Raw genomic sequence first — 20,809 nt, 5'->3', positions numbered from 1 at the left:
GTGCGCGCGCACGGCGGCGCCCCTCCCTCACTCCTTGTCCAGCCACTTCTTCCAGACGTCCGGGTGGCGCTCGATCCAGCGCTTCGCCGCCTCCTGCGGGGTGAGCCGCTGCTGGGCGATCATCTCGGAGACCTCGTTCTGGTCCTGCTCCGACCAGTGGAACTTCTTCAGGAACGAGGCCGCCTCACCGCCGCGCTCGACGAAGTCGGCGTTGAGGAACTTCTGCAACGGTGTCGTCGGGTAGGCGCAGTCGATGTCCTCGGGGTCCTTGGCCGCGCACTCGTCGGTGTACTCCGGGAGCTTCACCTCGACCATCGGGACCTCGTTGAACAGCCACTGCGGCTGGTACCAGTAGCTGAGGAAGGGCTTCTTCTCCTTGGCGAACTGCTGGATCTGGGTGATCTGGGCCGCCTCCGAGCCGGCGAAGACCACCTTGTAGTCCAGGTCCAGGTTCTTCACCAGGGCCACGTCGTTGGTGACGTAGGAGGGCGAGCCGTCCATGAGCTGGCCCTTGCCGCCGCTCTCTGCGGTCCTCAGCTCGTCCGCGTACTTGTCGAGGTTCTTCCAGTCGGTGACGTCGGGGTGCTTGTCGGCCCAGTATTTCGGGACGTACCAGCCGATGTGGCCGGTGACCCCGAGGTCGCCGCCCCGGACGATGGTCTTCTTCTCCTCGACGTACAGCTTCTCCTGGTCCGGGTGGCCCCAGTCCTCCAGGATCGCGTCGACGCGGCCCTGGCTGAGGGCGTCCCAGGCGGGCACCTCGTCGGTCTGCACCAGGTCGACGCGGTAGCCCAGCTCCTCCTTGAGGAGTTGTTCCGCCACGGCGACGTTCGCCTGGGCGCCGACCCAGGACTGGACGGAGAGCGTGACCGTCCTGACCCCGGCGGGGGCGGCGAACGGGGAGGACTGCTTGGTCATGTCGGCGGCGCCGCAGCCCGCCGTGGTGAGCAGGGCGGTGGCCGAGGCGAGCGCCACGAGCAGGCGTGTGCGGGAACGGTTCATCTCAGCTCTCCTGTCGCTGGCGGCGGGCGGTGGGCTGGGTGACCCGGTCGAGCATCAGGCCGAGACAGACGATCGCCGCTCCGGCGACGAGCCCGGTGGCCAGGTCGCCCTGGGCGAGGCCGAAGACGACGTCGTAACCGAGCGCGCCCGATCCGACGAGTCCGCCGATGATGACGACGGCGAGGACCAGCACGACAGCCTGGTTGACGGCGAGCAGCAACGAGGGCCTGGCCAGGGGAAGTTGGACCTGGCGCAGTTGCTGGCCGGGGGTGGCGCCGAGCGAGCGGGCGCACTCCATCGCGGCCGGGTCGACGCCCCGCAGCCCCTGGGTGGTGATGCGGACGACGGCGGGCAGCGCGTAGACGACGGCCGCCGCTGCGGCGGGGGCACGGCCGACGCCGAAGAGGGCGACGACGGGGATCAGGTAGACGAACTGCGGCATGGTCTGGAAGACGTCCAGGACCGGTCGCAGCAGCTTCTCCAGCCGCTCGCTGCGGGCCGCGCCGATCGCGACGGCGAAGCCCAGGACCAGGGTGACCGCCACCGCGGCGAGGACCTGGCTGAGGGTGTCCATCGACGGCTCCCACACGCCCAGGACCCCGATCGCGGCCATGGCGAGGACGGCGGTGGCGGCGGTGCGCCAGGTGCCGATGGTCCAGGCGAGGGCGGCGACGATCAGGAGCACCGACCACCAGGGCAGGCCGGTGAGTCCGCTGCGCAGCGGGTTGAGGACGCCGCTGGTGAAGTGGGAGGCCAGGTCGGCGGTGCCGCCGACGACGGGCACCCCGGTGTAGAGGTGGTCGACCATCCAGTCCTTGGCGGTGTTCACCGGTCCCGCGATGGCCACGGTGACGTCCTCGGGCCAGACCCGGCCGTCGGCGAGCCGTCCGGCGAAGGCGACGGCTGCGGTGACCACGGCGGCCAGGGCCCAGCCGCGCCAGCCCCGCAGGAGGGCCGGGCCGGTGGGCTCGGCGCCGATACGGCGGCCCGCCGCCTCCGTCGTACGGTCCAGGACGACGGCCAGCAGCACGATCGGGATACCGGCGGCGAGGGCGGCGCCCACGTCGACGGAGGACAGCGCCTGGTAGACGCGGTCGCCGAGGCCGCCGGCGCCGATCACGGAGGCGATGACGGCCATGGAGAGCGCCATCATGATGGTCTGGTTGAGGCCGAGGAGCAGCTCCTTGCGCGCCAGCGGCAGCCGGGCGGTGAGCAGCCGCTGCTTGCCGGTCGCGCCGAGCGAGGCGACGGCCTCCATGACGCCGCCGTCCGCGCCGCGCAGCCCGAGTGCGGTGAGCCGGGCCATCGGCGGAGCCGCGTAGACGACGGTGGCGAGGACGGCTCCGGGCACGCCGATGCCGAAGATCAGCACCACGGGGAGCAGATAGGCGAAGGCGGGCAGCACCTGCATGGTGTCGAGCACCGGGCGCAGCACGCGGAACGTGCGGTCGGAGAGCCCGGCGGCGAGGCCGAGGAGGAGTCCCAGCACGACGGAGGCGAGGACCGCGACGACCATCAGGGCGAGCGTCTGCATGGTCGGCACCCACATGCCGAGCAGCCCGCAGACCAGGAACGAGACGGCCGCGGTGAGGGCGAGCCTGAGGCCCGCGGCCCGCCAGGCGACGGCGGCGGCGAGCACGGTGACACCGGCCCAGCCGAGGGCCAGGAGGACCAGGTAGACCCCGCGTACGGAGAGGACGACGGCGTTGCTGATGTGGCCGAAGAAGTAGAGGAAGAGCGGGTGGTTGTCCCGGTTGGAGACGATCCAGTCCGTCACGTCGCCGAGGGGCGCGGAGAGGTCGGCGGTCAGCGCCTGCGGCCAGACTCCGCCGCCCCAGCGGCCGTGCACGAGGGGGACGAGGACGACGGCGGCGAGCGCGAGCAGGACGAGCTTGGCGGCCGCCGGGCGTTCGCGCAGGGCTGCCAGTGGTCCCCGGCGGGTGCCCGCCCGCGCGGGGCGGACCGGGGTGGCCTGGGCGGTGGCCATCAGGCGGTCACCTCGCGGGGGCCGTCCGGAGCGTCGGGGGTCCTCGCCCTGCCGGACCCGGCCGTACCGGCGACGACGTCGAGGAGGCACGCGTGGTCGACGACGCCGACGAGCCGGCCGCCGTCCATCACCCGGGCGGCGGGGCCGCCGGAGCGGGAGACCGCCTCGATGGCCTCGTACACGGTGGCGTCGGGGCGCACGGCCGGGCCGCTCCCGCTCTCCCCGGCGCGTGCGGGGCGCATGGCGGTGGCGACGGTGAGGACCTGCTCGCGCGGCACGTCGCGGACGAACTCGGTGACGTACTCGTCGGCGGGCGAGCCCACGATCTCCTCGGGGGTGCCGAGCTGGACGATGCCGCCGTCGCGCATCAGCGCGATCCGGGTGCCCAGGCGGAGCGCCTCGCTGAGGTCGTGGGTGATGAAGACCATGGTGCGGCCCTCCTCGCGGTGCAGCCGGACCACCTCGTCCTGCATCTCGCGGCGGATCAGCGGGTCCAGCGCGCTGAACGGCTCGTCGAAGAGGAGGACGGAGGGGTCGACGGCGAGTGCGCGGGCGAGGCCGACGCGCTGCTGCTGGCCGCCGGAGAGCTGGGCGGGGCGGCGGTCCTCCAGACCCGCGAGGCCGACCTTCTCCACCAACTGGGCTGCCTTGGCGCGGCGTTCGGCCTTGCTGAGGCCCTGGATCTCCAGGCCGTAGGCAACGTTGTCCAACACGGTGCGGTGCGGCAGCAGTCCGAAGTGCTGGAAGACCATCGCGGCGCGGTGGCGGCGCAGTTCGCGCAGCCGGGCGCGGTCCATCGCCAGGACGTCCTCGCCGTCGATGGCGAGGGTGCCGCTGGTGGGCTCGATGAGCCGGGTCAGACACCGTACGAGGGTCGACTTGCCGGAGCCCGACAGGCCCATGACGACGAAGACCTCGCCCTTGCGGACGTCGAAGGAGACATCGCGGACGGCGGCGGTGCAGCCGGTGGCCTCGCGCAGTTCGGCGGGCGGCAGGGAGGCGTACTCGCTGCCGGGGACGCGGTCGGCCTTGGGGCCGAAGACCTTCCAGAGGTTGCGTACGGAGAACACGGCGTCCTCGGCGGACTCGGCTGTGGCCTCGGTGGCTTTGGTCATGGTCATCGGACATCACCTCCGGTGCTGGTACCGGTGACCGGCACGGCGTCACGCGCCTGGTCCGCGAGGAGTTCGGCGCACTTCTCGCCGACCATGAGGACTCCGATCATCGGGTTGACCGCGGGCATGGTCGGGAAGACGGACGCGTCGGCGATCCGGATGCCCTGAAGGCCACGGATGCGCAACTGCGGGTCGACGACGGCTTCTCGGTCGTCGGCGGCGCCCATCTTGCAGGTGCCCGCCGGGTGGTAGACGGTGTGGGCGACCTTGCGGGCGTACTCGCTGATCTCCTCGTCCGAGGTGACCTCGGGGCCGGGGCAGACCTCGCGCTTCAGCCAGTGGGCCAGCGGCTCGGTGGCGGCGATCTCGCGGGCGAGCCTGATGCCGTCGACCAGGGTGCGGCCGTCGTGGTCGTCCTCGTCGGTGAAGTAGCGGAAGTCCAGGGCGGGCTTGACCTCGGGGTCGGCGCTGGTGAGGTAGAGGCGGCCGCGGCTGCGCGGCTTGGGGATGTTCGGCGTCATCGACACCCCGTGCTCGGGCTTCTCGTAGCCGAGGCGTTCGGGGTTGTCGGTGAACGGGATCTGGTAGAAGTGGAACATCAGGTCCGGGCCCCGGGATCCGGGGTCGCGGCGGACGAAGAGCCCCGCGTCGGAGTCCATCGCGGAGTTCTCCGGGATGGGCCCGTCGGTCTCCCAGACGATGACGGACTCGGGGTGGTCGAGCAGGTTCTCGCCGACGCCCGGAAGGTCGTGGGCGACCTCGATGCCCAGCGCCTCCAGCTCCGCGCGCGGGCCGATCCCGGAGTGCAGCAGCAGGCGCGGGGTGTCCACCGCGCCCGCGCAGACGATGACTTCGCGGGCGGCGCGCAGCAGGATCTCCTCGCCGTCCTTCGTACGGACGTGTACGCCGGTGGCGCGGGTGCCGTCGAACTCCAGCCGGTAGGCCCAGGTCTCCAGCAGGATGCGGAGACCCGGGCGGTCACCGGCCTCGATGTGCGGGTGGAGGTAGGCGACCGAGGCGGAGGAGCGCTTGTTGTTCTCCGGGTGGTAGGCCAGGTCGAAGAAGCCGACGCCCTCGTGGAACGGCTTGCGGTTGAAGCTGTCCACGCGCGGGACCCCGGCCGCCGCCTGGGCGGCGTCGACGAAGTCGCGGGCGATGGCGTTGCGGTCCTTCTCGTCCACGGGGACGATGTTGTTGCGCAGCTTGGCGAAGTACGGGTCCATCGCGGCCGCGTCCCAGCCCTCGGCGCCCGCCTCGGCCCACTCGTCCCAGTCGCCGGGCAGCGGCTTGAAGCTGATGAGGGTGTTGTGCGAGGAGCAGCCGCCCAGGACCCGGGCCCGGCTGTGGCGGATGTGCGAATTGCCGCGCGGCTGCTCGGTGGTGGGGTAGTCGTAGTCGAGGTCGCCGCCGAGCAGGCCGAGCCAGCGGCGCAGGGTCAGCACGTCGTCGCGGTCGATGTCGGTGGGGCCGCCCTCGATGAGGGTGACGGTGGTGTCCGGGTCCTCGGTGAGCCGGGAGGCGATGACCGATCCGGCGGTGCCGCCGCCGACGATCACGTAGTCGGACATGGGGCCCTCGGGGTCGGGAACGGCGGTGCTGCGGGGGGTGGTGGGCATCGGTCACTGCTCCTTCTGCAAAGTTCGTGCGTGTGCGTGGTGCTGCGAACAGCCGGGCGGGACCCGGGTATTGACTGATTCCGGGTCCCCGCAGGTGTCAGCCGGCGAACCAGCGCTGGGGGCGCGGGTTGAGGTTCTGGTAGATGTGCTTGGACTCGCGGTACTCGGCGAGCCCCGTCGGGCCGAGCTCACGGCCCGTGCCGGACTTCCCGAAGCCGCCCCACTCGGCCTGCGGGAGGTAGGGGTGGTAGTCGTTGATCCAGACGGTGCCGTGGCGCAGCCGTCCGGCGACCCGGCGGGCCCGGCCCGCGTCCGCGGTCCAGACGGCGCCCGCGAGGCCGTAGTCGGTGTCGTTGGCCAGCGTGATGGCCTCTTCCTCGGTACGGAAGGTCTCGACGGTGAGGATCGGGCCGAAGGTCTCCTCGCGGACCACCCTCATCTCCCGGTGGCAGCCGTCGAGGACGGTCGGCCGGTAGAAGTAGCCGCCTTCGGGGCGTACGTCGCTGGGCTCGGGGCGGGCGCCGCCGGCCCGGACGACCGCGCCCTCCTCGCGGGCGGAGGCGACGTACGCCTCGACCTTGGCGAGCTGCTGGGCGGAGACGAGGGGGCCGCACTCCACGCCGTCCAGGGTGCCCCGGCCGAGGCGGATGGCGTCGGCGCGGCGGGCCAGCTCGGTGACGAACCGCTCGCTGACGGTGTCCTGGACGATCAGGCGGGCGCCGGCGGAGCAGACCTGGCCGCTGTGGAAGAACGCGGCGTTCAGGGCCTGGTCGACGGCGGTGTCGAAGCCCTCGTCGGTGGCGCAGGCGTCGGCGAAGACCACGTTGGGGTTCTTGCCGCCGAGCTCCAGGGCCACCTTCTTCACGGTGGGGGCGGCGGCCTGGGCCACCTTCGTACCGCTGGCGAGGCCGCCGGTGAAGGAGACCAGGTCGACGTCCGGGTGCTCGGAGAGGCGGGCGCCCACCGGGTCGCCCGCACCGGTGACGAGGTTGGCGGCACCGGCGGGCAGCCCGGCCTCGGCGAGGAGCTTGATCAGGTGGACGGTGGAGAGCGGGGTGACCTCGCTGGGCTTGAGCACGAAGGTGTTGCCGGCGGCGAGGGCCGGGGCGATCTTCCAACTGGCCTGGAGGAGGGGGTAGTTCCAGGGGGCGATCAGGGCGCAGACGCCGACGGGCTCGTGGACGACGATGCTGTGGACGTCGGGGTCACCGGCATCGACCACCCGGCCGCCGCTCTCGTTCATCACAAGGTCCGCGAAGTAGCGGAAGGCGTTCGTCACGTCGTCGACGTCGACCCGGCCCTCTTCGAGGGTCTTGCCGGTGTCGCGGCTCTCGGTGATCGCGATCTCCTCGCGGTCCCGCTGGAGCAGCTCGGCGACCCGGCGCAGCAGGGCGGCCCGCTCCGCGACGGGCTTGTGCGGCCAGGGGCCGTCGTCGAAGGCGCGTCGCGCGGCGGCGATCGCCGCATCGGTGTCCTCCACGCCGCCCTCGGCGACGACGGCCAGGACGGTGGCGTCGGCGGGGTCGAGGATCTCGCGCGTCGCGCCTGATCCGGCGGCCCGCCAGGTGCCGTCGATGTGGATGGTGCTGAGCGCCGACATGTCGTGTTCTGCCTTCCGTACCCGAAATGCCCCCGCCGGTTCGGCCGGGGGCGTCCTGTGCGGTGGACCGGGGTACGGCCGCACCAGCGGTCGGGGCCCCTCCCCCGTTCGGCGGAATGTATGCCAAGAGTTTCACTCTGCGTGACGCACCTCACGCGGGAGGCATACGAGGGAGGTGACCGGGGACGTGGGTACGCGAGGCGCCCGGGGTCACGTTCCGGGCGAGGCCGGTCCGGCCCGCCAGAACGCCCGGCCCCGCTCACGGACCGGGCCTGCCGGGCCCGCTGCTCGGAGCACCACGTCCAGGGCCCGGACCGGGTCGGCGGCGTACACATCGCTGATCCAGGCCCTGTCGGCCTCGACGACGGCCCAGCTCCCGGCCCCGGCTCCCCGGGCCGGTGCCATCCGGCCGACGTCCACGACGACGGCGGACGCAGGATGGTCCCGCACGACGCGGTGAGCCGCCGGGCGACCCGCGTGGCGAAGCGCGGGCCGCCGTAGCCGTGCGCGTCGCCCCGCTCCCGGTGGTGGTCCGGCACCCCGCCCACGGGCAGGACGGTCACCTCCATGGAGCGGCGGCGCGCGGCGTCGGCCAGGAGGGCGGCCGTGGTGGAGCGGTGCGGGGCCAGGGCGAGGAGACCTGCTCGGGACGGCGGCATACGGCCGACGTGCCGCCGTCCTCAGTCCAGCAGGACCGGGAAGGCCGCCATGTCGTTCTGCGTCATCACCGGCAGCTTGGTGATCTCCTCGTCCGGGATCGCGAGCCGCAGGCCGGGGAAGCGGGCGAACAGGGCGGGCAGGGCGATCCCCGCCTCCACGCGGGAGAGGGCGGCGCCGGGGCAGATGTGCGGGCCGTGGCCGAAGGTCATGTGGCGGTTGCGGGTGGAGCGGGTGATGTCGAAGGCGTCGGCGTCACTGCCGTGCTGCTCGGTGTCGCGGCCGATGGCGCGGTAGGAGATGACGACCCCTTCGCCCTCCTTGATCACGGTGTCGCCGACGGTGATGTCCTCGGTAGCGAACCGCATCAGCAGGTGGGTGGTGGGGGTGTCCCAGCGCAGCGTCTCCTCGATCACCGCGTCCCAGCCGACCTCGCCGGAGAGCACCTTCGCCAGCTGGTCGGGGTGGGAGAGCAGGGCGCGTACGGCGTTGAGGATGAGCCCGATCGTCGTCTCGTGCCCGGCGGCGACCATCGCCTTCAGGTTGCCCACCACCTCCTCCTCGGTGAGCGGCTCGCCGCCCTCCTCGGCCAGGATCAGGGCGCTGGTGAGGTCGTCCGTCGGGCGGGCGGTCTTCTCCCGTACGAGGTCGGTGTAGAAGACGTCCAGCTCGGCGAGGAGGGCCAGGCGCTCCTCCTGCGGGGTCAGCATGGAGAAGAACGCCTTGTACTGCCTGGTCAGCATCGCGTGCTGGGACTCGTCGACGCCCATCAGCATGCCGACCACCCGCATCGGGAGCGGCTGGGCGAAGACCGCCTTCAGGTCGACGATCCCGTCCTCGCCCCGCGCCGCGTCGAGGTTGTCCAGCAGCTCGTCGGTGAACCGCTCGATGGCCGGGCGGACCGCTTCGAGCCGCCGCGGGGTGAGCGCCTGCGAGGTCTTGGTGCGCAGCCGCCGGTGCTCGGCCCCGTCGACGGTGAACATGGAACGTCCGGCGTCGACCATGCCGATCAGCGGCCATGCACGTGTCACCACTCCGCTCCGCCACAGGCTCCAGACATCGATGTCCTTCACCAGACGCGGGTCGACCAGGAGCTGACGGGCCTCGGCGTGCCGGGTAACCGTCCAGGCGGGGACCCCGAGCAGCTCGATCCGGGCGAGCACGCCCGCCTCGCGCAGCCGCGCGGTCTCCCCGTCCAGGTCCTGGACCATGGGGTCGATGGTGACGGCCCCCGCGCTCCGGTCGGCTTGTGCGGTTCCAGCGTGCGGACAAGTCACAACGCGTCTCCTGTCGTGCGGACGGGGGTGAAGCGGACGGGGAGTGCGGTCATCCCGCGCAGGAAGGCGGAGGGCCGGCGGACCAGCTCCGTCGGCGGAACGGCCAGTTCGAGGTCGGGCAGCCGGTCCAGCAGCACTTCGATACCGGTACGGGCGATGATCTCGGCGATCTCCTGCGCGGGGAAGGGGCAGCGGTACTCGCCGTGGCTGAACGCCATGTGGGCGCTGTTGCCGCCCTGCCCGGAGCGGACCACCTGGTCCGTGATCTGCCGGCGGATGTGCGGATCGCCGTTGGCGGCGCCGAGGCCCAGGAGCAGCATGTCACCGCGGGCGATGTTCTGCCCGCCGAGCCGGGCGTCGCGCGCCGCCCACCGGCCGGCCAGGATCTGGGTCGGGGCGTCCTCCCAGAGCACCTCGTTCATGGCCTCGGCGACGCTGTGACGGCCGCCGGAGAGGGCGTCGGCGAACTGGTCCTCGGTGAGCATGAGCCGGGTGGAGTTGCTGATCCAGTCGGCGGTGGGCAGGTGCCCGGCGGCCGTGACGGCCATGAGGTCGAGCGCGTACTCCTCGTCGGTGAACGGTTCGGGGTGGGCGAGCATCCGCGAGGTCACGTCGTCCCCGGGGTTCGCCCGCTTGGCCGCGACGAGCTGGTGCATGTACTCGCCGAAGCGCAGGTGCGCCTTCTGCGCGTCGGGCCCGCCGTCGGCCAGGTCCTTGAGCACCTGGGCGATGTCGGCGCCCGCGTCGTCGGGGAAGCCTACGAGCCGGGCGAGGACCAGGACGGGGAGCGGCTCGGCGAACTCGGCGACGAGGTCGGCGGTGCCCCGGCTGCACACGGCGTCGATGAGCCGGTCGGCCAACTGCTCGCAGTGCTGGCGGATTTCGAAGGGGTCGGCCTCTTCGAGGGCCGGTACGACCATGTCGACGTGGCGCCGGTGCTCGGCTCCGGCGGTGAAGTAGATGGACGGCATGGGGCTGCCGACCATCGGCCGCAGCGGCCAGTCGGCGGGGACCTTGTCCCACTGGTTCCACAGGCTCACGTCCCGGGGGAACAACTCCCCGTCGCTGGTGACCTGGTGGAGTTCCCGGTAGCCGATCACCAGCCAGGCGGGGAATCCGCCGGGCAGCTCGACGGGGACGACGGGGCCGTGATCACGGCGCATGGAGCGGTAGAGCACCTGGGGTTCGGTGTGGAAGCCGGGCCCGCTGAGCGGAACGGCTCCCTGGCCGTGGCCCATGGGGCAACCACCGCCCCCACCGGCCGTGGGCGCGGGCGTGGCGGGCGAGGGGTTCGTCATCGTACGGACTCCAGTGGCGACGGCTTCGCGCGTTGCGACCATACGATCAACGCGGCACCACTATAAGGAGGTTCCGTGAACCAGCGGAGCTGAATCGAGCCCTTTTCCGCCTGCTCCTGGCCACTCCTGCTCCCTGCTCCGATCACCCTCGTACGACATCTGCGCAGGTTTGATCACAAGGCCGACACCGGACCCGTTGCCTCCGGTTCAGGGCCAGGTGCCGGGGCCGTCCGACGGCTCGGTGAACGCCACCCGGACCTGCCGTCGGCCCGTGCGCAGTGTCAGACCGTCGGTGAGGTCCTTCGCCCGTTCCGGGTCGGTCATCCAGAGGTTGACGGCCGAGCCCAGCAGGACCGGGTCGAGGAGGGGCCGCCGCGCGCCCCAGGCCCGTTCCGTACGGGCCTCCAGCTGCCGTCCGCCCCGCAGCCGGACCAGACAGCGGCTCTCGTCCAGCCGCGCCACGAGGACGTTGAGGTTCTCGTACCGCACGGCGGCGTCGGCCACCCAGTCCAGGGCGCTCACCTCGGCGTCCGCGACCGTACGGGCCAGCACCTCGGCTGCCTGCGGCCAGTGGGGGTGGCTCTCCTCGGTCGTGACGGCGTAGAAGCCGAGGGGCTCGGTGTGGTGCCCGGCCACCAGGGGCCGGCGCCGCAGATCGACGGTCCCCAGGGCGTCATGGGCCCCGGTCACGTCGTACGCCGTGGCGGCCGCGCGGCGTACGGGCTCGGGGGCCGGTACGGGCAGCGGCTCGGGGGCCGCCTCGGGCACCTCGACCCCGCGCCCGGCGAGGAACGCGTACATCCGGGCCCGGGTCACCTCGCCGGAGGTGTCGACCGAGGCGAGCTGACGGTCCACGACGGGCCGCAGCTCCGCCGGGTCGTGGCCCCGGGCCGCCGCCAGCAACTGCGCGTACACATCGCCCCCGGGATCCAGCCGCCTCGCCCCCCGCCCGAACGCGGCGGCGGGCGAGGCCGGGTCCAGCTCGTCGAGACCGGTGGCGGCGAGCAGGGTGACGCGGTCGGCGGCGGCCGAGTAGAAGGTCGTGCTGCCGTGGTCGCCGACCACCCAGTCACTGGCCACCACGGCGGCCCGCCAGCCCTCCTCCGGCGGGATGATCATGAGCCCCGCGTCCATCTCGGCGCCGAACCGCTCCAGCACGCCCGGACGGGTGTGGCGGGCCCACACGTTGGGGTGGAAGACGGCCGCGACGGCGAACTCGTCCGCCGGGAGCGAGGTCACCAGGCGCAGCGGCAGCTCGGGGTGGCGGCCGAGCAGCGAGTGGCGGCTCCAGGTGGAGTGGACGACCACCAGCCGCCGCCCGTCCACCGCGCCGAGCCGCGAACGGTAGCGGTCGCGGTGCCTCATGCTCGCGGCGATGCGCTGGAAGCACCAGTCGCCGACGGCCAGGGCGTACGGCACTGCCTCGGGGCAGGTCTCGGCGAGCCGGTCGATCTGGGCCTGGTGCGAGACCCCGATCGCCTCCGGGACGACCTTCCCCCGCCACATCAGCTCCCGCCGGGACAGCCCTGCGGGAGACAGCGTGTCGCCCGTCGACTCGCTCACGAGCCGGTTGTACCCCGCGCCGTGCGGCAGCACCATCAGCGGGGCGTCGAGCCGGCGCATCGTCGGGTGGACCGAGCAGCTGACCGCCAGGTCGAAGGAGCGCCGGGTGGCCTCCTTCCAGCTCAGCACCTGGACGCCGAGCCCGGCGAGATAGGAGTCGAGCCCGTCCGCGAACGCCGACCCGGGGTTGACCGTGAAGAACTTGTCGATCCCGTCCTCGGTGCGCAGCAGGTGCATGACGTCCACCAGCCGGGTGGCGGAGGTGAGAGTCCGCGCCACCCCGAGCACCTTCGCCTTCGGCGGGTCCCAGGTGTTCCACCGGTCGTGTCCGGGCCGGGCGGCACGGCGGAACCGGAACCGGGCGGACGAACGGCTGAGCAGCGACGGCACGGAGGACAACGCGGGGCTCCGGGGAGAGGGGACAGGAGGAGACAGGAGGAAACGGGAGGAGGGGAGGGGCGACGGGAGGAGGCGGGAAGGGGGACGAGGGGGCCGGCGGGCTCCTGGACTCCGGTGGCCCCCTCCAGGCGTTCCCCTCGGTGGTCAGGCGGCGGGGTCCGGCGGCTTCAGGCCCATCCCCCGCCGCAGCGCGTGGAGCTTTCTCTCGCAGACGGCCCGCAGCGGCTCGTCCTCGGTCCGTGCGGCCAGTTCCGCCAGCAGCGCGAGCGCCTGGTCGAGCTTGGCGAACTGCTTGAGCACGGCCGCCCGGTCGGCCGCCGCCCCCGCCGCGGACACCGCCCGGTCCAGGTCGCCGAGGCCGGCGAAGGCGGCGGCCCGTACGAGGTCGATCCGGGGCAGCATGGGTTCGTCGCCGGCGGTCCGGGCGGCCTCGGCCGCCTCGTCCAGGACGCCGAGCGCCTCGGTCCACCGCTCCCCCGCCACCAGAGCCTGCGCGACGTTGTAGCTCTGCACGACGACACCGTGCCCGTCGGGGACGGCCCGGTTGGCCGCCAGGGCGCGCTCGAACAACCGCCGCGCCTCCTCGGCCCGTTCACGCACCGCCCGGGGCTCCCCCGTCGACCGGCCGCGCGCCAGCGCGATCAGCCCGCGGCTCTCCCAGACCACACCGCTCAGCCGCGGATCGCCCGCCAGCTCCAGGAGGCCTGCCGCGGCGTCGAGTTGGGACTCCGCGCGGTTCAGGTCGCCGAGCCCGTAGGCCGCACGGGCGACCTGGTTCCGCATCCGGACCTCGACATCGGGGCGGGCCTCGCGCCGGGCCGCCTCGATGCCCAGGAGGCCCGTCCCGACGCAGTCAGCGAAGTGTTTACGGCTGTGGTAGAGCGCCCACAACGACTCGCAGAGCCGCCACACCTCCTCGTGCCACTCCTGCTCGGCGGCGGCACGGATCACGGCCTGGAAATTGACGCGTTCCACGTCCAGCCACTCCAGTGCGTCCCCGCTCCCCGTGAACGGCGCGCCGTGCGCGCCGAGTTCGGCGAGCGGGCGGACCGGCGGCGGCTGGATCCGGAACCGGGCGCCCAGCACCAGCGCGTCGGCGTGGGCCGCCGCGTCGGTGTAGAAGTCCACGACGAGCCGTAGCGTGGCGCGACGCCGCTCCCGGGGCAACGCCCGCGCGTGCAGCCGAGCGTGGGCCCGCACCACGTCGTGCAGCCGGTAGCGCCGGGGCCGGTCCGCCGACTCCACCAGGACCGCGAGCCGGGAGGAGAGCAGCTCACCGAGCGCCTCGTCGACGCGGGTGGCGCCGGCGGCCCGCAGCAGGTCCGTCGTCGCCGTGGTACCGGGCAGGACGCCGAAGAGGTCGTAGAGGTGCCGGGTGTGGTCGGACACCCCGGCGACCACCGAGTCCAGCACCGCGTCGACCGCCTCGCCCACGCCGCCCTCCTGAGGCCCCTCGCCCGCGCCCATGGCCGCCCCCATCGCCTCACGTACGCCGTCGTCGCCCGTTCCGTACCGCCCGGCCGTCAGATCACGCACCACGTCGTCGAGCGTCAGGTGCGGCCGTGCCGCCAGCCACTCCACCGCCGCCCGCAGCGCCAGGGGATGGCCCGCGCACAGCCGTACGACATCGGCGGCCGTCTCCTCGTCCGCGCCGGCGTGCCAGCGGCGTACGAGCTCCGTGCCCGCCGCCTCGTCGAGCGGGGCGACGTCGATCAGTACGGCCCCGTCCATCAGCAGCGACGGCAGCACCCGGCGGCCGGTCACCACGAGCAGCCCCCGCGGCGGCACGAGCGCCCGAGCCTCCGGGGCGTGCTCGGCGCCGTCCACCATCACCAGGAGGCGGCGGCGGGCGGCGACGCTGCGGAAGAGGGCCGTGCACTCGGCGAGTCCGGCGGGCACGTACTCCTTGCTGACCCCGAGGGCGCGCAGGAACCCGCCGAGGACCGCGGTGAGATCGACCACTCCGTCCCGGCGGAGCTCCTCGAGGTCGACGTAGAGCTGACCGTCCGGGAAGAGCTGCCTCAGTTCGCGTGCGACGCACTGGGCGACGAGCTGCGTCTTGCCCACGCCGCCGACGCCGATCACCATCAGCACCCCCGGCCCCGGCTCGGCGGCCAGGGCCACGGCGGCATCCCGCAGACCGGAGAGCTCCTTGGTCCGGTTGACGAACACCCGGCTGGGCGGCGGCCCTTGGCTCGGCGGGACGTCGGGCGGAGCAGGCGGCAGCCGGATGCCCTCGATGTGCTGCGCCATCAGGAGGGGCCCGACGACGACGGCGTCCCCCGACACCGTGTTGTGCGTCGTCCCGCCACCCGTACCGAGGCTGTTCAACCCGTCTCCTTCCGCCGGTGCGGCCACCTCACCGAGGCGCACGCGCCGGTTCCCTTCCCGGCTTCCGTGTTCCGGAACCCGCCCCGGTCCCGCACTGTAGTCCCGCTCTACGATCGGGGGGTGTGCGCAGATGTCATAGTTGCCGAGGACGACGAGAAGCAGGCCGAACTCGTACGCCGCTATCTGGAACGGGAAGGACACGCCGTACGGATCGTGGGCGACGGGCTCGCCGCGCTCGACGCCGTACGGCACCGGGAACCCGACCTGCTCGTTCTCGATGTGATGATGCCTCGGGCGGACGGCCTGGACGTGGTGCGGGTGCTGCGGGCCGAGGCCCGGGAGCTGCCGGTGCTCATGCTGACCGCCCGCACCACCGAGGACGATCTGCTGCTCGGGCTCGACCTCGGTGCGGACGACTACATGACCAAGCCGTACAGCCCGCGCGAGCTGATGGCCCGCGTCCGTACGCTGCTGCGCCGCACCCGGCGGCCGGGCGGTGCGGTACGGGCGGACCAGGACCCGGTCCTGCGGGTGGGCGGGCTCGTGGTCGATCCGGAGCGGCACGAGGTGACGGTGGACGGCGAGCCGGTGGAGTGCACCCGGGGTGAGTTCCGGATCCTGGCCGCGCTGGCGGCCGGTCCCGACCGGGTGTTCAGCCGTCAGCGGCTGCTGGAGGAGCTGCACGGCTTCGACCGCTACATCAGCGACCGGACGGTCGACGTGCACGTCATGAACCTGCGCAAGAAGATCGAACCCGCGCCACGGCGGCCGGTGCGCCTGCTCACCGTCTTCGGGGTCGGCTACAAGCTCACCGACCCGGCGAAGGCCGCCCGGCGTGCGTAGGGGCCGGGCCACGGCCCCGACCCGGTCCCGGGTGCCGCTGCGGCGGAGTCTGCTGGGGCGGCTGCTGGGCGTGTCGGCGCTGGTCGCCGCGTGTTCGGTGGCGGCCACCGCCTGGCTCGCCGTGCAGACCACCTCGGGGGCGATTCTCCAGGAGCAGGGCCAGAACCTCACCGCCGACGCCCGGATCTACGACACCCTGCTCGGCTACGCCGCCCGCAACCCGACCTGGGACGGGGTGGACGCGACCGTGCGGGAGCTGGCCGAGCAGTCGGGGCGCCGCGTGGCGCTGACCACGCAGAGCAGGCGGCCGCTCGCCGACTCCGCCACCACGGCGGATGCGCCCGCGCTGCCGCCGGAGGCCTCCGCGGTGGTCGACCCGCTGTCCGTGGACACCGTGCTGGCCGCCCGGAGCACCGAGGGGCAGGGCACGGCCGCGGACCGGATCGACCCGCGGGCGGTGGGGCCGTTCCTGCTTCCGGCGGCCGAGCGCGCGGCGCTGCGGCGGACCGCCGACCGGCACGCGGTGTGCCTGAACCGGGCGGGGATCGCCGCGGACGTGGTCGTCGGGCCGAGCGGGCGGCCCCGGGTGCAGATGGTGGGCAACGACCCCGAACGGGCGCTGGCCGCCCGGTGCGACGCTTCGGACCTGGACGCGCCCACCCGCGCGGAGGAGAAGGCGCTCGGCGCGCTCAACCGACTGGCAGACGCCTGCCTGAAGCGCCAGGGCCGCGGCGGTGTGCGGCTCAACCAGGACTTGTCATGGGACGAGGTGGCGGCGGTGCCCGTACCGGGCCCCGTGCCCGCTCCCCGGCCGACCGAGGCGGGCGAGGCCGGCCTCGCTCCGGTCGTCGAGGCGCCCCGGGAGCTGACCGGTGAGGACGACCGGGCCATCGCCTCCTGCGTGGGGACCGCGCGCACCGAACAGCTCAGCTCGTACGTGGCCTCCCCCGCGCTCCTGTTCATCGGCGACGGGGGCGGCGCCACGGTGCCGGGCTTCGACCTCTCCCCCGCCAACACCGCGAAGATCGCCGGTGCGGCGGCGCTGGTCCTGGCCCTGACCGTGGGCGCCTCGGTGCTCGCGGGTGCCCGGCTGGTCCGCCCGCTGCACGCGCTGACCGGGGCCGCGCAGCGGATGCGGGACGGTGAGGAGCACGCCGTGGTGCCGGTCCCGGGGGACGACGAGATCGGCCGGCTGGCGACCGCGTTCAACGACATGTCCGCGCACCGGGCGCGCCTGGAGGAGCAGCGCAAGGCCATGGTCAGCGATGTGGCCCATGAACTGCGCACCCCGCTGAGCAACATCCGCGGCTGGCTGGAGGCCGCCCAGGACGGTCTGGCCGACCCGGATCCCGCGTTCGTCTCCTCGCTGCTGGAGGAGGCGGTGCAGCTCCAGCACATCATCGACGACCTCCAGGACCTGGCCGCCGCCGACGCGGGCGTGCTGCGGCTGCACCCCGAACCGGTCGGCGTCGCCGAGCTGCTCGGCCAGGTCGCCGCCGCCCACCAGGCCCGCGCGGAGACGGCGGGCGTGACGCTGACGGTGGTGGCCGCCGCCCCGGCGCCGGCTCTGCACGCGGACCCGGTCAGGCTGCGGCAGGCGGTGGGGAACCTGGTCTCCAACGCCGTACGGCACACGCCGGCGGGCGGGACGGTGACGCTGCGCGCATACGGGGGCGGGGACGGGTCCGGGGACGAGGAGCGGCCCGAGGACGTGGACGGGCCCGGGTCCGGGTGCGGGTCCGGCGACGGGGGCGGGGTGGCGGCAGGAGAGAGGGCCGGTCACGTGGTGGTGATCGAGGTGGCGGACACCGGGAGCGGCATTCCGGCCGGGGACCTTCCGTACGTCTTCGACCGCTTCTGGCGTGCGGAGAAGTCCCGCAGCCGCCGTACGGGAGGCAGTGGCCTCGGCCTCGCGATCGTCCGGAAGCTGGCCGAGGCCCACGGAGGTACGGCGAGCGCGACCAGTACGGAGGGGAAGGGTTCGGCCTTCACGCTCCGCCTTCCAAGCTCCGCGCCGACGGGGCCTGATGGGATGACCACAGCGTCCTGACAGCTTCCTCATAACTTCCGGTCAGCCTGGCTCCACGCCTCGTACCCCGGTGCACACCGGCACCGGGCCCGTCACGGGGCGACGTATGGAATGGAGCCATCCGTATGACCGCTTTGACCGCTCGCCTCACCCTGCGCACCGCCGTGCTCGCCGCCGTGGCGGCCGGCGCGGTGCTGGTCCCGTCGACCGCCGCCTTCGCCGACGCGACGCCGAAGCCCTCCGCGCCCGCCGAGAGCGCCCCCGAGGTGTCGCCGGAGCGGGCGAAGGCCGCCGAAGCCGCCGAGGCCGCCGAGGACGCGCCGAAGGAGGCCCGCCCCTCCGTCGTACCCCGTGGTGGCGTCGCGGCGGGCGACCGCCCGGTGCCCGCGGCGCCGCGGGAGGCCGCTCCCGCCCCGGCGGTCGTGCCGCGCGGTGGCGTGGCGGCCGGTGAGCGCCCGGCCGGCACCGGCGACAACAGCACCACGGCCCTCGCCGGCTCGGTGGCCGGAGCCGCCCTGCTCGCGGGCGCCGGCACCCTCGTGCTGCGCCGCCGCAACGGCTGACCCACCGTCACCACCCACCTCTGACACCGAACGTGGCGCCGTCCCGCACCGGGGCGGCGCCACGCCCGGTGGCCGCCCCTGGAGCCCTCATGCACGCCCCCCGTTCCCCCCGCCTCCCCCGCCGCCCCCGAACGGCCGCCCTGCTGACCGCGCTGGCGACCTGCGCGGCCCTGACGGCCTGCGCGGGACAGACGCCCTCACCGGCCGCGCCCCCGGCGGCATCCGCTCCGGCGTCGCCCGCGCCCGGGACCTCGGCCACACAGCAGCCGGCCTCCGCGGACGCCTCGGCCCCCGCCCAGGTCGCCATCCCCTCCCTCGGCATCCGCAGCTCCCTCATGCGCCTGGGGCTCAACGCGGACGGCACGGTCGAGGTCCCGCCCGCCGAGCAGGGCATGACGGCGGGCTGGTACACCGGCGGAGCCGTACCCGGCCGCCCGGGAGCGGCCGTACTGATCGGCCACAACGACACCCGCTTCGGCCGGGCCGTCTTCCACGACCTCAAGGACATCCGCAAGGGCGCCCAGGTACTCGTCCAGGACGACAGCGGTGCGTCCCTGAGCTTCACGGTCACGGGCAAGGAGACGGTCAGCAAGAAGGCGTTCCCCACCGAGCGGGTCTACGGCGCCACCAAGGGCAGCACGCTGCGGCTGGTCACCTGCGACGGGGCGTTCGACGCGGAGGGGCACCCGGTCGACAACCTGATCGTCTACGCCGAGCGGAGCTGAGCCGAGTCCGCCCAAGGCCGAAGCCTGATGGCATTCGGCCGGACAGACGGACGGCATCCGATGTCTACCCACGAGTAACTGCCGCTGCTTTGATGGGTGCCACCCGGTACGCCCCCACTCATCAGCAGGAGCCCTCGTGCCGCACTCCGCCCTCCCCCGCCTCTCCGCCCTGGCCCTCTGTGCCGTGCTCGCCGCCGTCCCCCTGGCCGTGAACACGCCGCAGGCCCAGGCGGCCACCGGCGCCGACACCCCGTCGCTGCGGGTCCTCTCGTACAACGCGTTCATCTTCAGCAAGACGCTCTACCCCAACTGGGGCCAGGACCACCGGGCGGCAGAGATCCCGAAGGCGTCGTTCTTCCGGGGCAACGACGTGGTCGTGATCCAGGAGGCCTTCGACAACGGGGCCTCCGACGCCCTGCTGCGCAACTCCGCCGCCCAGTACCCGTACCAGACGCCGGTGGTGGGCCGCGGCAAGAGCGGCTGGGACGCCACCGGCGGCTCGTACTCGGCGACGATCCCGGAGGACGGCGGCGTCACGATCCTGAGCAAGTGGCCGATCGTACGCAAGGAGCAGTACGTCTTCAAGGACGCCTGCGGCGGCGACTGGTGGTCCAACAAGGGCTTCGCCTATACGGTGTTGGACGTCAACGGCACCCGGGTCCACGTCGTCGGCACCCACGCCCAGTCGACCGACCCCGGCTGTTCGGCGGGCGAGGCGGCCCAGATGCGCAGCCGCCAGTTCAAGGCGATGGACGCCTTCCTGGACGCCAAGAGGATCCCGGCCTCCGAACAGGTCATCGTGGCGGGCGACTTCAACGTGGACGGGCACTCCGCCGAGTACGCCTCCTTCCTGAACGACGCGGGCCTGAGCCCGGCCGACACCAGGACCGGCCACACCTACTCCTTCGACACCCGCGACAACTCGATCGCCTCCGAGCGCTACCCGAACGACCCCCGCGAGGACCTGGACCACGTCCTGCACCGCGCCGGTCACGTCAAGCCGGAGAACTGGAAGAACGATGTGATCAAGGAGGAGAGCGCCCCCTGGACGGTCTCCAGCTGGGGCAAGAGCTACACCTACACCAACCTCTCCGACCACTACCCGGTGATCGGCTCCGCCAACTGACCCCACGGGTGGGACAATCGGCGCCTTCCCTTCCCTTCCCCGCCCCGCCCCGCCCCGCCCGTGAAGGATCCCGCTCCATGAGCCCTGCCCCCCAACCGTCGTTCCACCTCATCCCCGGAAGCCCGGACTCCCCGGTGCTGCTGCACGTGCCGCACGGGTCCCGGACGATTCCGGACGAGGTCCGCGACGGAATCGTCCTGGACGACGGTGCTCTGGAGCGGGAACTCGACCACATCACCGACTCCCACACGGCCGAACTGGCGGCCAGAGCGGCCACGGCCTCGCCCGTCCACCCCTGGCGCCACGTCAACGCCCTCTCGCGCCTGGTCGTCGACCCCGAACGCTTCCCCGACGACCGCGAGGAGATGCGCGCCGTGGGCATGGGCGCGGTCTACACCCACACCACCCACCGCGAACGGCTGCGCGGCCAGGGCGTCGACGAACACCCGCTGCTGGAGCGGTACTTCCACCCGTACGCGCAGGCGATGACGGAGGCGGTCGACGCCCGGATCGCCGCCACGGGCCGGGCGGTGATCGTCGACGTCCACTCGTACCCGACGACGCCGCTCCCGTACGAACTCCACGCCACGGGCCCGCGCCCGCCCGTCTGCCTGGGCACCGACCCGTTCCACACCCCGCCGGGGCTCGACGCGCTGGCGGGGGCGCTGGCGGAGCTGG

15 protein-coding genes and 1 pseudogene are annotated in these 20,809 nt (G+C 73.3%); 6 read left to right on the top strand and 10 right to left on the bottom strand.

Annotated elements, in window-relative coordinates; genetic code table 11:
* Nucleotides 1–27: 27 nt before the first annotated feature.
* From AB0917_RS17080 to AB0917_RS17035, 10 genes are all read right to left on the bottom strand, one after another.
* On the bottom strand, nucleotides 28–1,002 hold the full coding sequence (locus AB0917_RS17080; RefSeq protein WP_366820341.1) for an ABC transporter substrate-binding protein: 975 nt from the start codon (nucleotides 1,000–1,002) through the stop codon (nucleotides 28–30).
* 1 nt (nucleotide 1,003) lies between these two features.
* Nucleotides 1,004–2,989 (bottom strand): ABC transporter permease subunit, encoded by a 1,986-nt coding sequence (locus AB0917_RS17075; RefSeq protein WP_366820339.1) that lies wholly within the window; start codon nucleotides 2,987–2,989, stop codon nucleotides 1,004–1,006.
* A complete protein-coding gene (locus AB0917_RS17070; protein WP_366820338.1) occupies nucleotides 2,989–4,110 on the bottom strand; it encodes a glycine betaine/L-proline ABC transporter ATP-binding protein in 1,122 nt (373 codons plus the stop codon). The genes AB0917_RS17075 and AB0917_RS17070 overlap by 1 nt, the downstream gene beginning before the upstream one ends.
* Complete coding sequence (locus AB0917_RS17065) at nucleotides 4,107–5,720, bottom strand: GMC oxidoreductase (protein WP_366820337.1); 1,614 nt, start codon at nucleotides 5,718–5,720, stop codon at nucleotides 4,107–4,109. The genes AB0917_RS17070 and AB0917_RS17065 overlap by 4 nt, the downstream gene beginning before the upstream one ends.
* A 97-nt stretch (nucleotides 5,721–5,817) precedes the next feature.
* Nucleotides 5,818–7,320: an aldehyde dehydrogenase family protein gene (locus tag AB0917_RS17060; RefSeq protein ID WP_366820336.1), complete on the bottom strand. Its 1,503-nt coding sequence runs from the start codon at nucleotides 7,318–7,320 to the stop codon at nucleotides 5,818–5,820.
* A 210-nt stretch (nucleotides 7,321–7,530) separates the two neighbouring features.
* Nucleotides 7,531–7,770, bottom strand: a complete 240-nt coding sequence (locus AB0917_RS17055) for a hypothetical protein (protein ID WP_366820335.1) — start codon at nucleotides 7,768–7,770, stop codon at nucleotides 7,531–7,533.
* A 230-nt stretch (nucleotides 7,771–8,000) separates the two neighbouring features.
* On the bottom strand, nucleotides 8,001–9,254 hold the full coding sequence (locus AB0917_RS17050; RefSeq protein WP_366820334.1) for a cytochrome P450: 1,254 nt from the start codon (nucleotides 9,252–9,254) through the stop codon (nucleotides 8,001–8,003).
* Nucleotides 9,251–10,552, bottom strand: coding sequence for a cytochrome P450 (locus AB0917_RS17045; protein WP_366820333.1), 1,302 nt, complete (start codon nucleotides 10,550–10,552; stop codon nucleotides 9,251–9,253). Before AB0917_RS17045 ends, AB0917_RS17050 begins: the two co-directional genes overlap by 4 nt.
* Before the next feature lie 207 nt (nucleotides 10,553–10,759).
* Nucleotides 10,760–12,514 carry a hypothetical protein gene (locus AB0917_RS17040; protein WP_366820332.1) on the bottom strand — a complete coding sequence of 585 codons (1,755 nt, stop codon included), beginning with the start codon at nucleotides 12,512–12,514 and terminating at the stop codon, nucleotides 10,760–10,762.
* Between the two features lie 144 nt (nucleotides 12,515–12,658).
* Entirely contained in the window at nucleotides 12,659–14,845 is a 2,187-nt protein-coding gene (locus tag AB0917_RS17035; RefSeq protein WP_366820331.1) for a regulator, read from the bottom strand.
* A gap of 120 nt (nucleotides 14,846–14,965) precedes the next feature.
* Here AB0917_RS17035 and AB0917_RS17030 point away from each other — a divergent pair, with 120 nt between their 5' ends.
* The 6 genes and pseudogenes from AB0917_RS17030 to AB0917_RS17005 form a co-directional block, all read left to right on the top strand.
* Complete coding sequence (locus AB0917_RS17030; RefSeq protein ID WP_366820330.1) at nucleotides 14,966–15,688, top strand: response regulator transcription factor; 723 nt, start codon at nucleotides 14,966–14,968, stop codon at nucleotides 15,686–15,688.
* Complete coding sequence (locus AB0917_RS17025) at nucleotides 15,681–17,738, top strand: HAMP domain-containing sensor histidine kinase (protein ID WP_366820329.1); 2,058 nt, start codon at nucleotides 15,681–15,683, stop codon at nucleotides 17,736–17,738. Before AB0917_RS17030 ends, AB0917_RS17025 begins: the two co-directional genes overlap by 8 nt.
* A gap of 113 nt (nucleotides 17,739–17,851) precedes the next feature.
* Nucleotides 17,852–18,280 carry a hypothetical protein gene (locus tag AB0917_RS17020; RefSeq protein ID WP_366820344.1) on the top strand — a complete coding sequence of 143 codons (429 nt, stop codon included), beginning with the start codon at nucleotides 17,852–17,854 and terminating at the stop codon, nucleotides 18,278–18,280.
* 89 nt (nucleotides 18,281–18,369) lie between these two features.
* Nucleotides 18,370–19,005: a class F sortase gene (locus tag AB0917_RS17015; protein ID WP_366820328.1), complete on the top strand. Its 636-nt coding sequence runs from the start codon at nucleotides 18,370–18,372 to the stop codon at nucleotides 19,003–19,005.
* Between the two features lie 136 nt (nucleotides 19,006–19,141).
* Nucleotides 19,142–20,131: a sphingomyelin phosphodiesterase gene (gene sph / locus AB0917_RS17010; protein ID WP_366820327.1), complete on the top strand. Its 990-nt coding sequence runs from the start codon at nucleotides 19,142–19,144 to the stop codon at nucleotides 20,129–20,131.
* Nucleotides 20,132–20,208: 77 nt separating this feature from the next.
* Nucleotides 20,209–20,787 (top strand): annotated as a pseudogene (locus tag AB0917_RS17005) (N-formylglutamate amidohydrolase); the annotation flags it as partial.
* Nucleotides 20,788–20,809 lie beyond the last annotated feature (22 nt).

Source organism: Streptomyces sp. NPDC007346, assembly GCF_040703535.1.
Taxonomy (GTDB): domain Bacteria; phylum Actinomycetota; class Actinomycetes; order Streptomycetales; family Streptomycetaceae; genus Streptomyces.
This window is presented reverse-complemented; position numbering and strand designations above follow the sequence as displayed.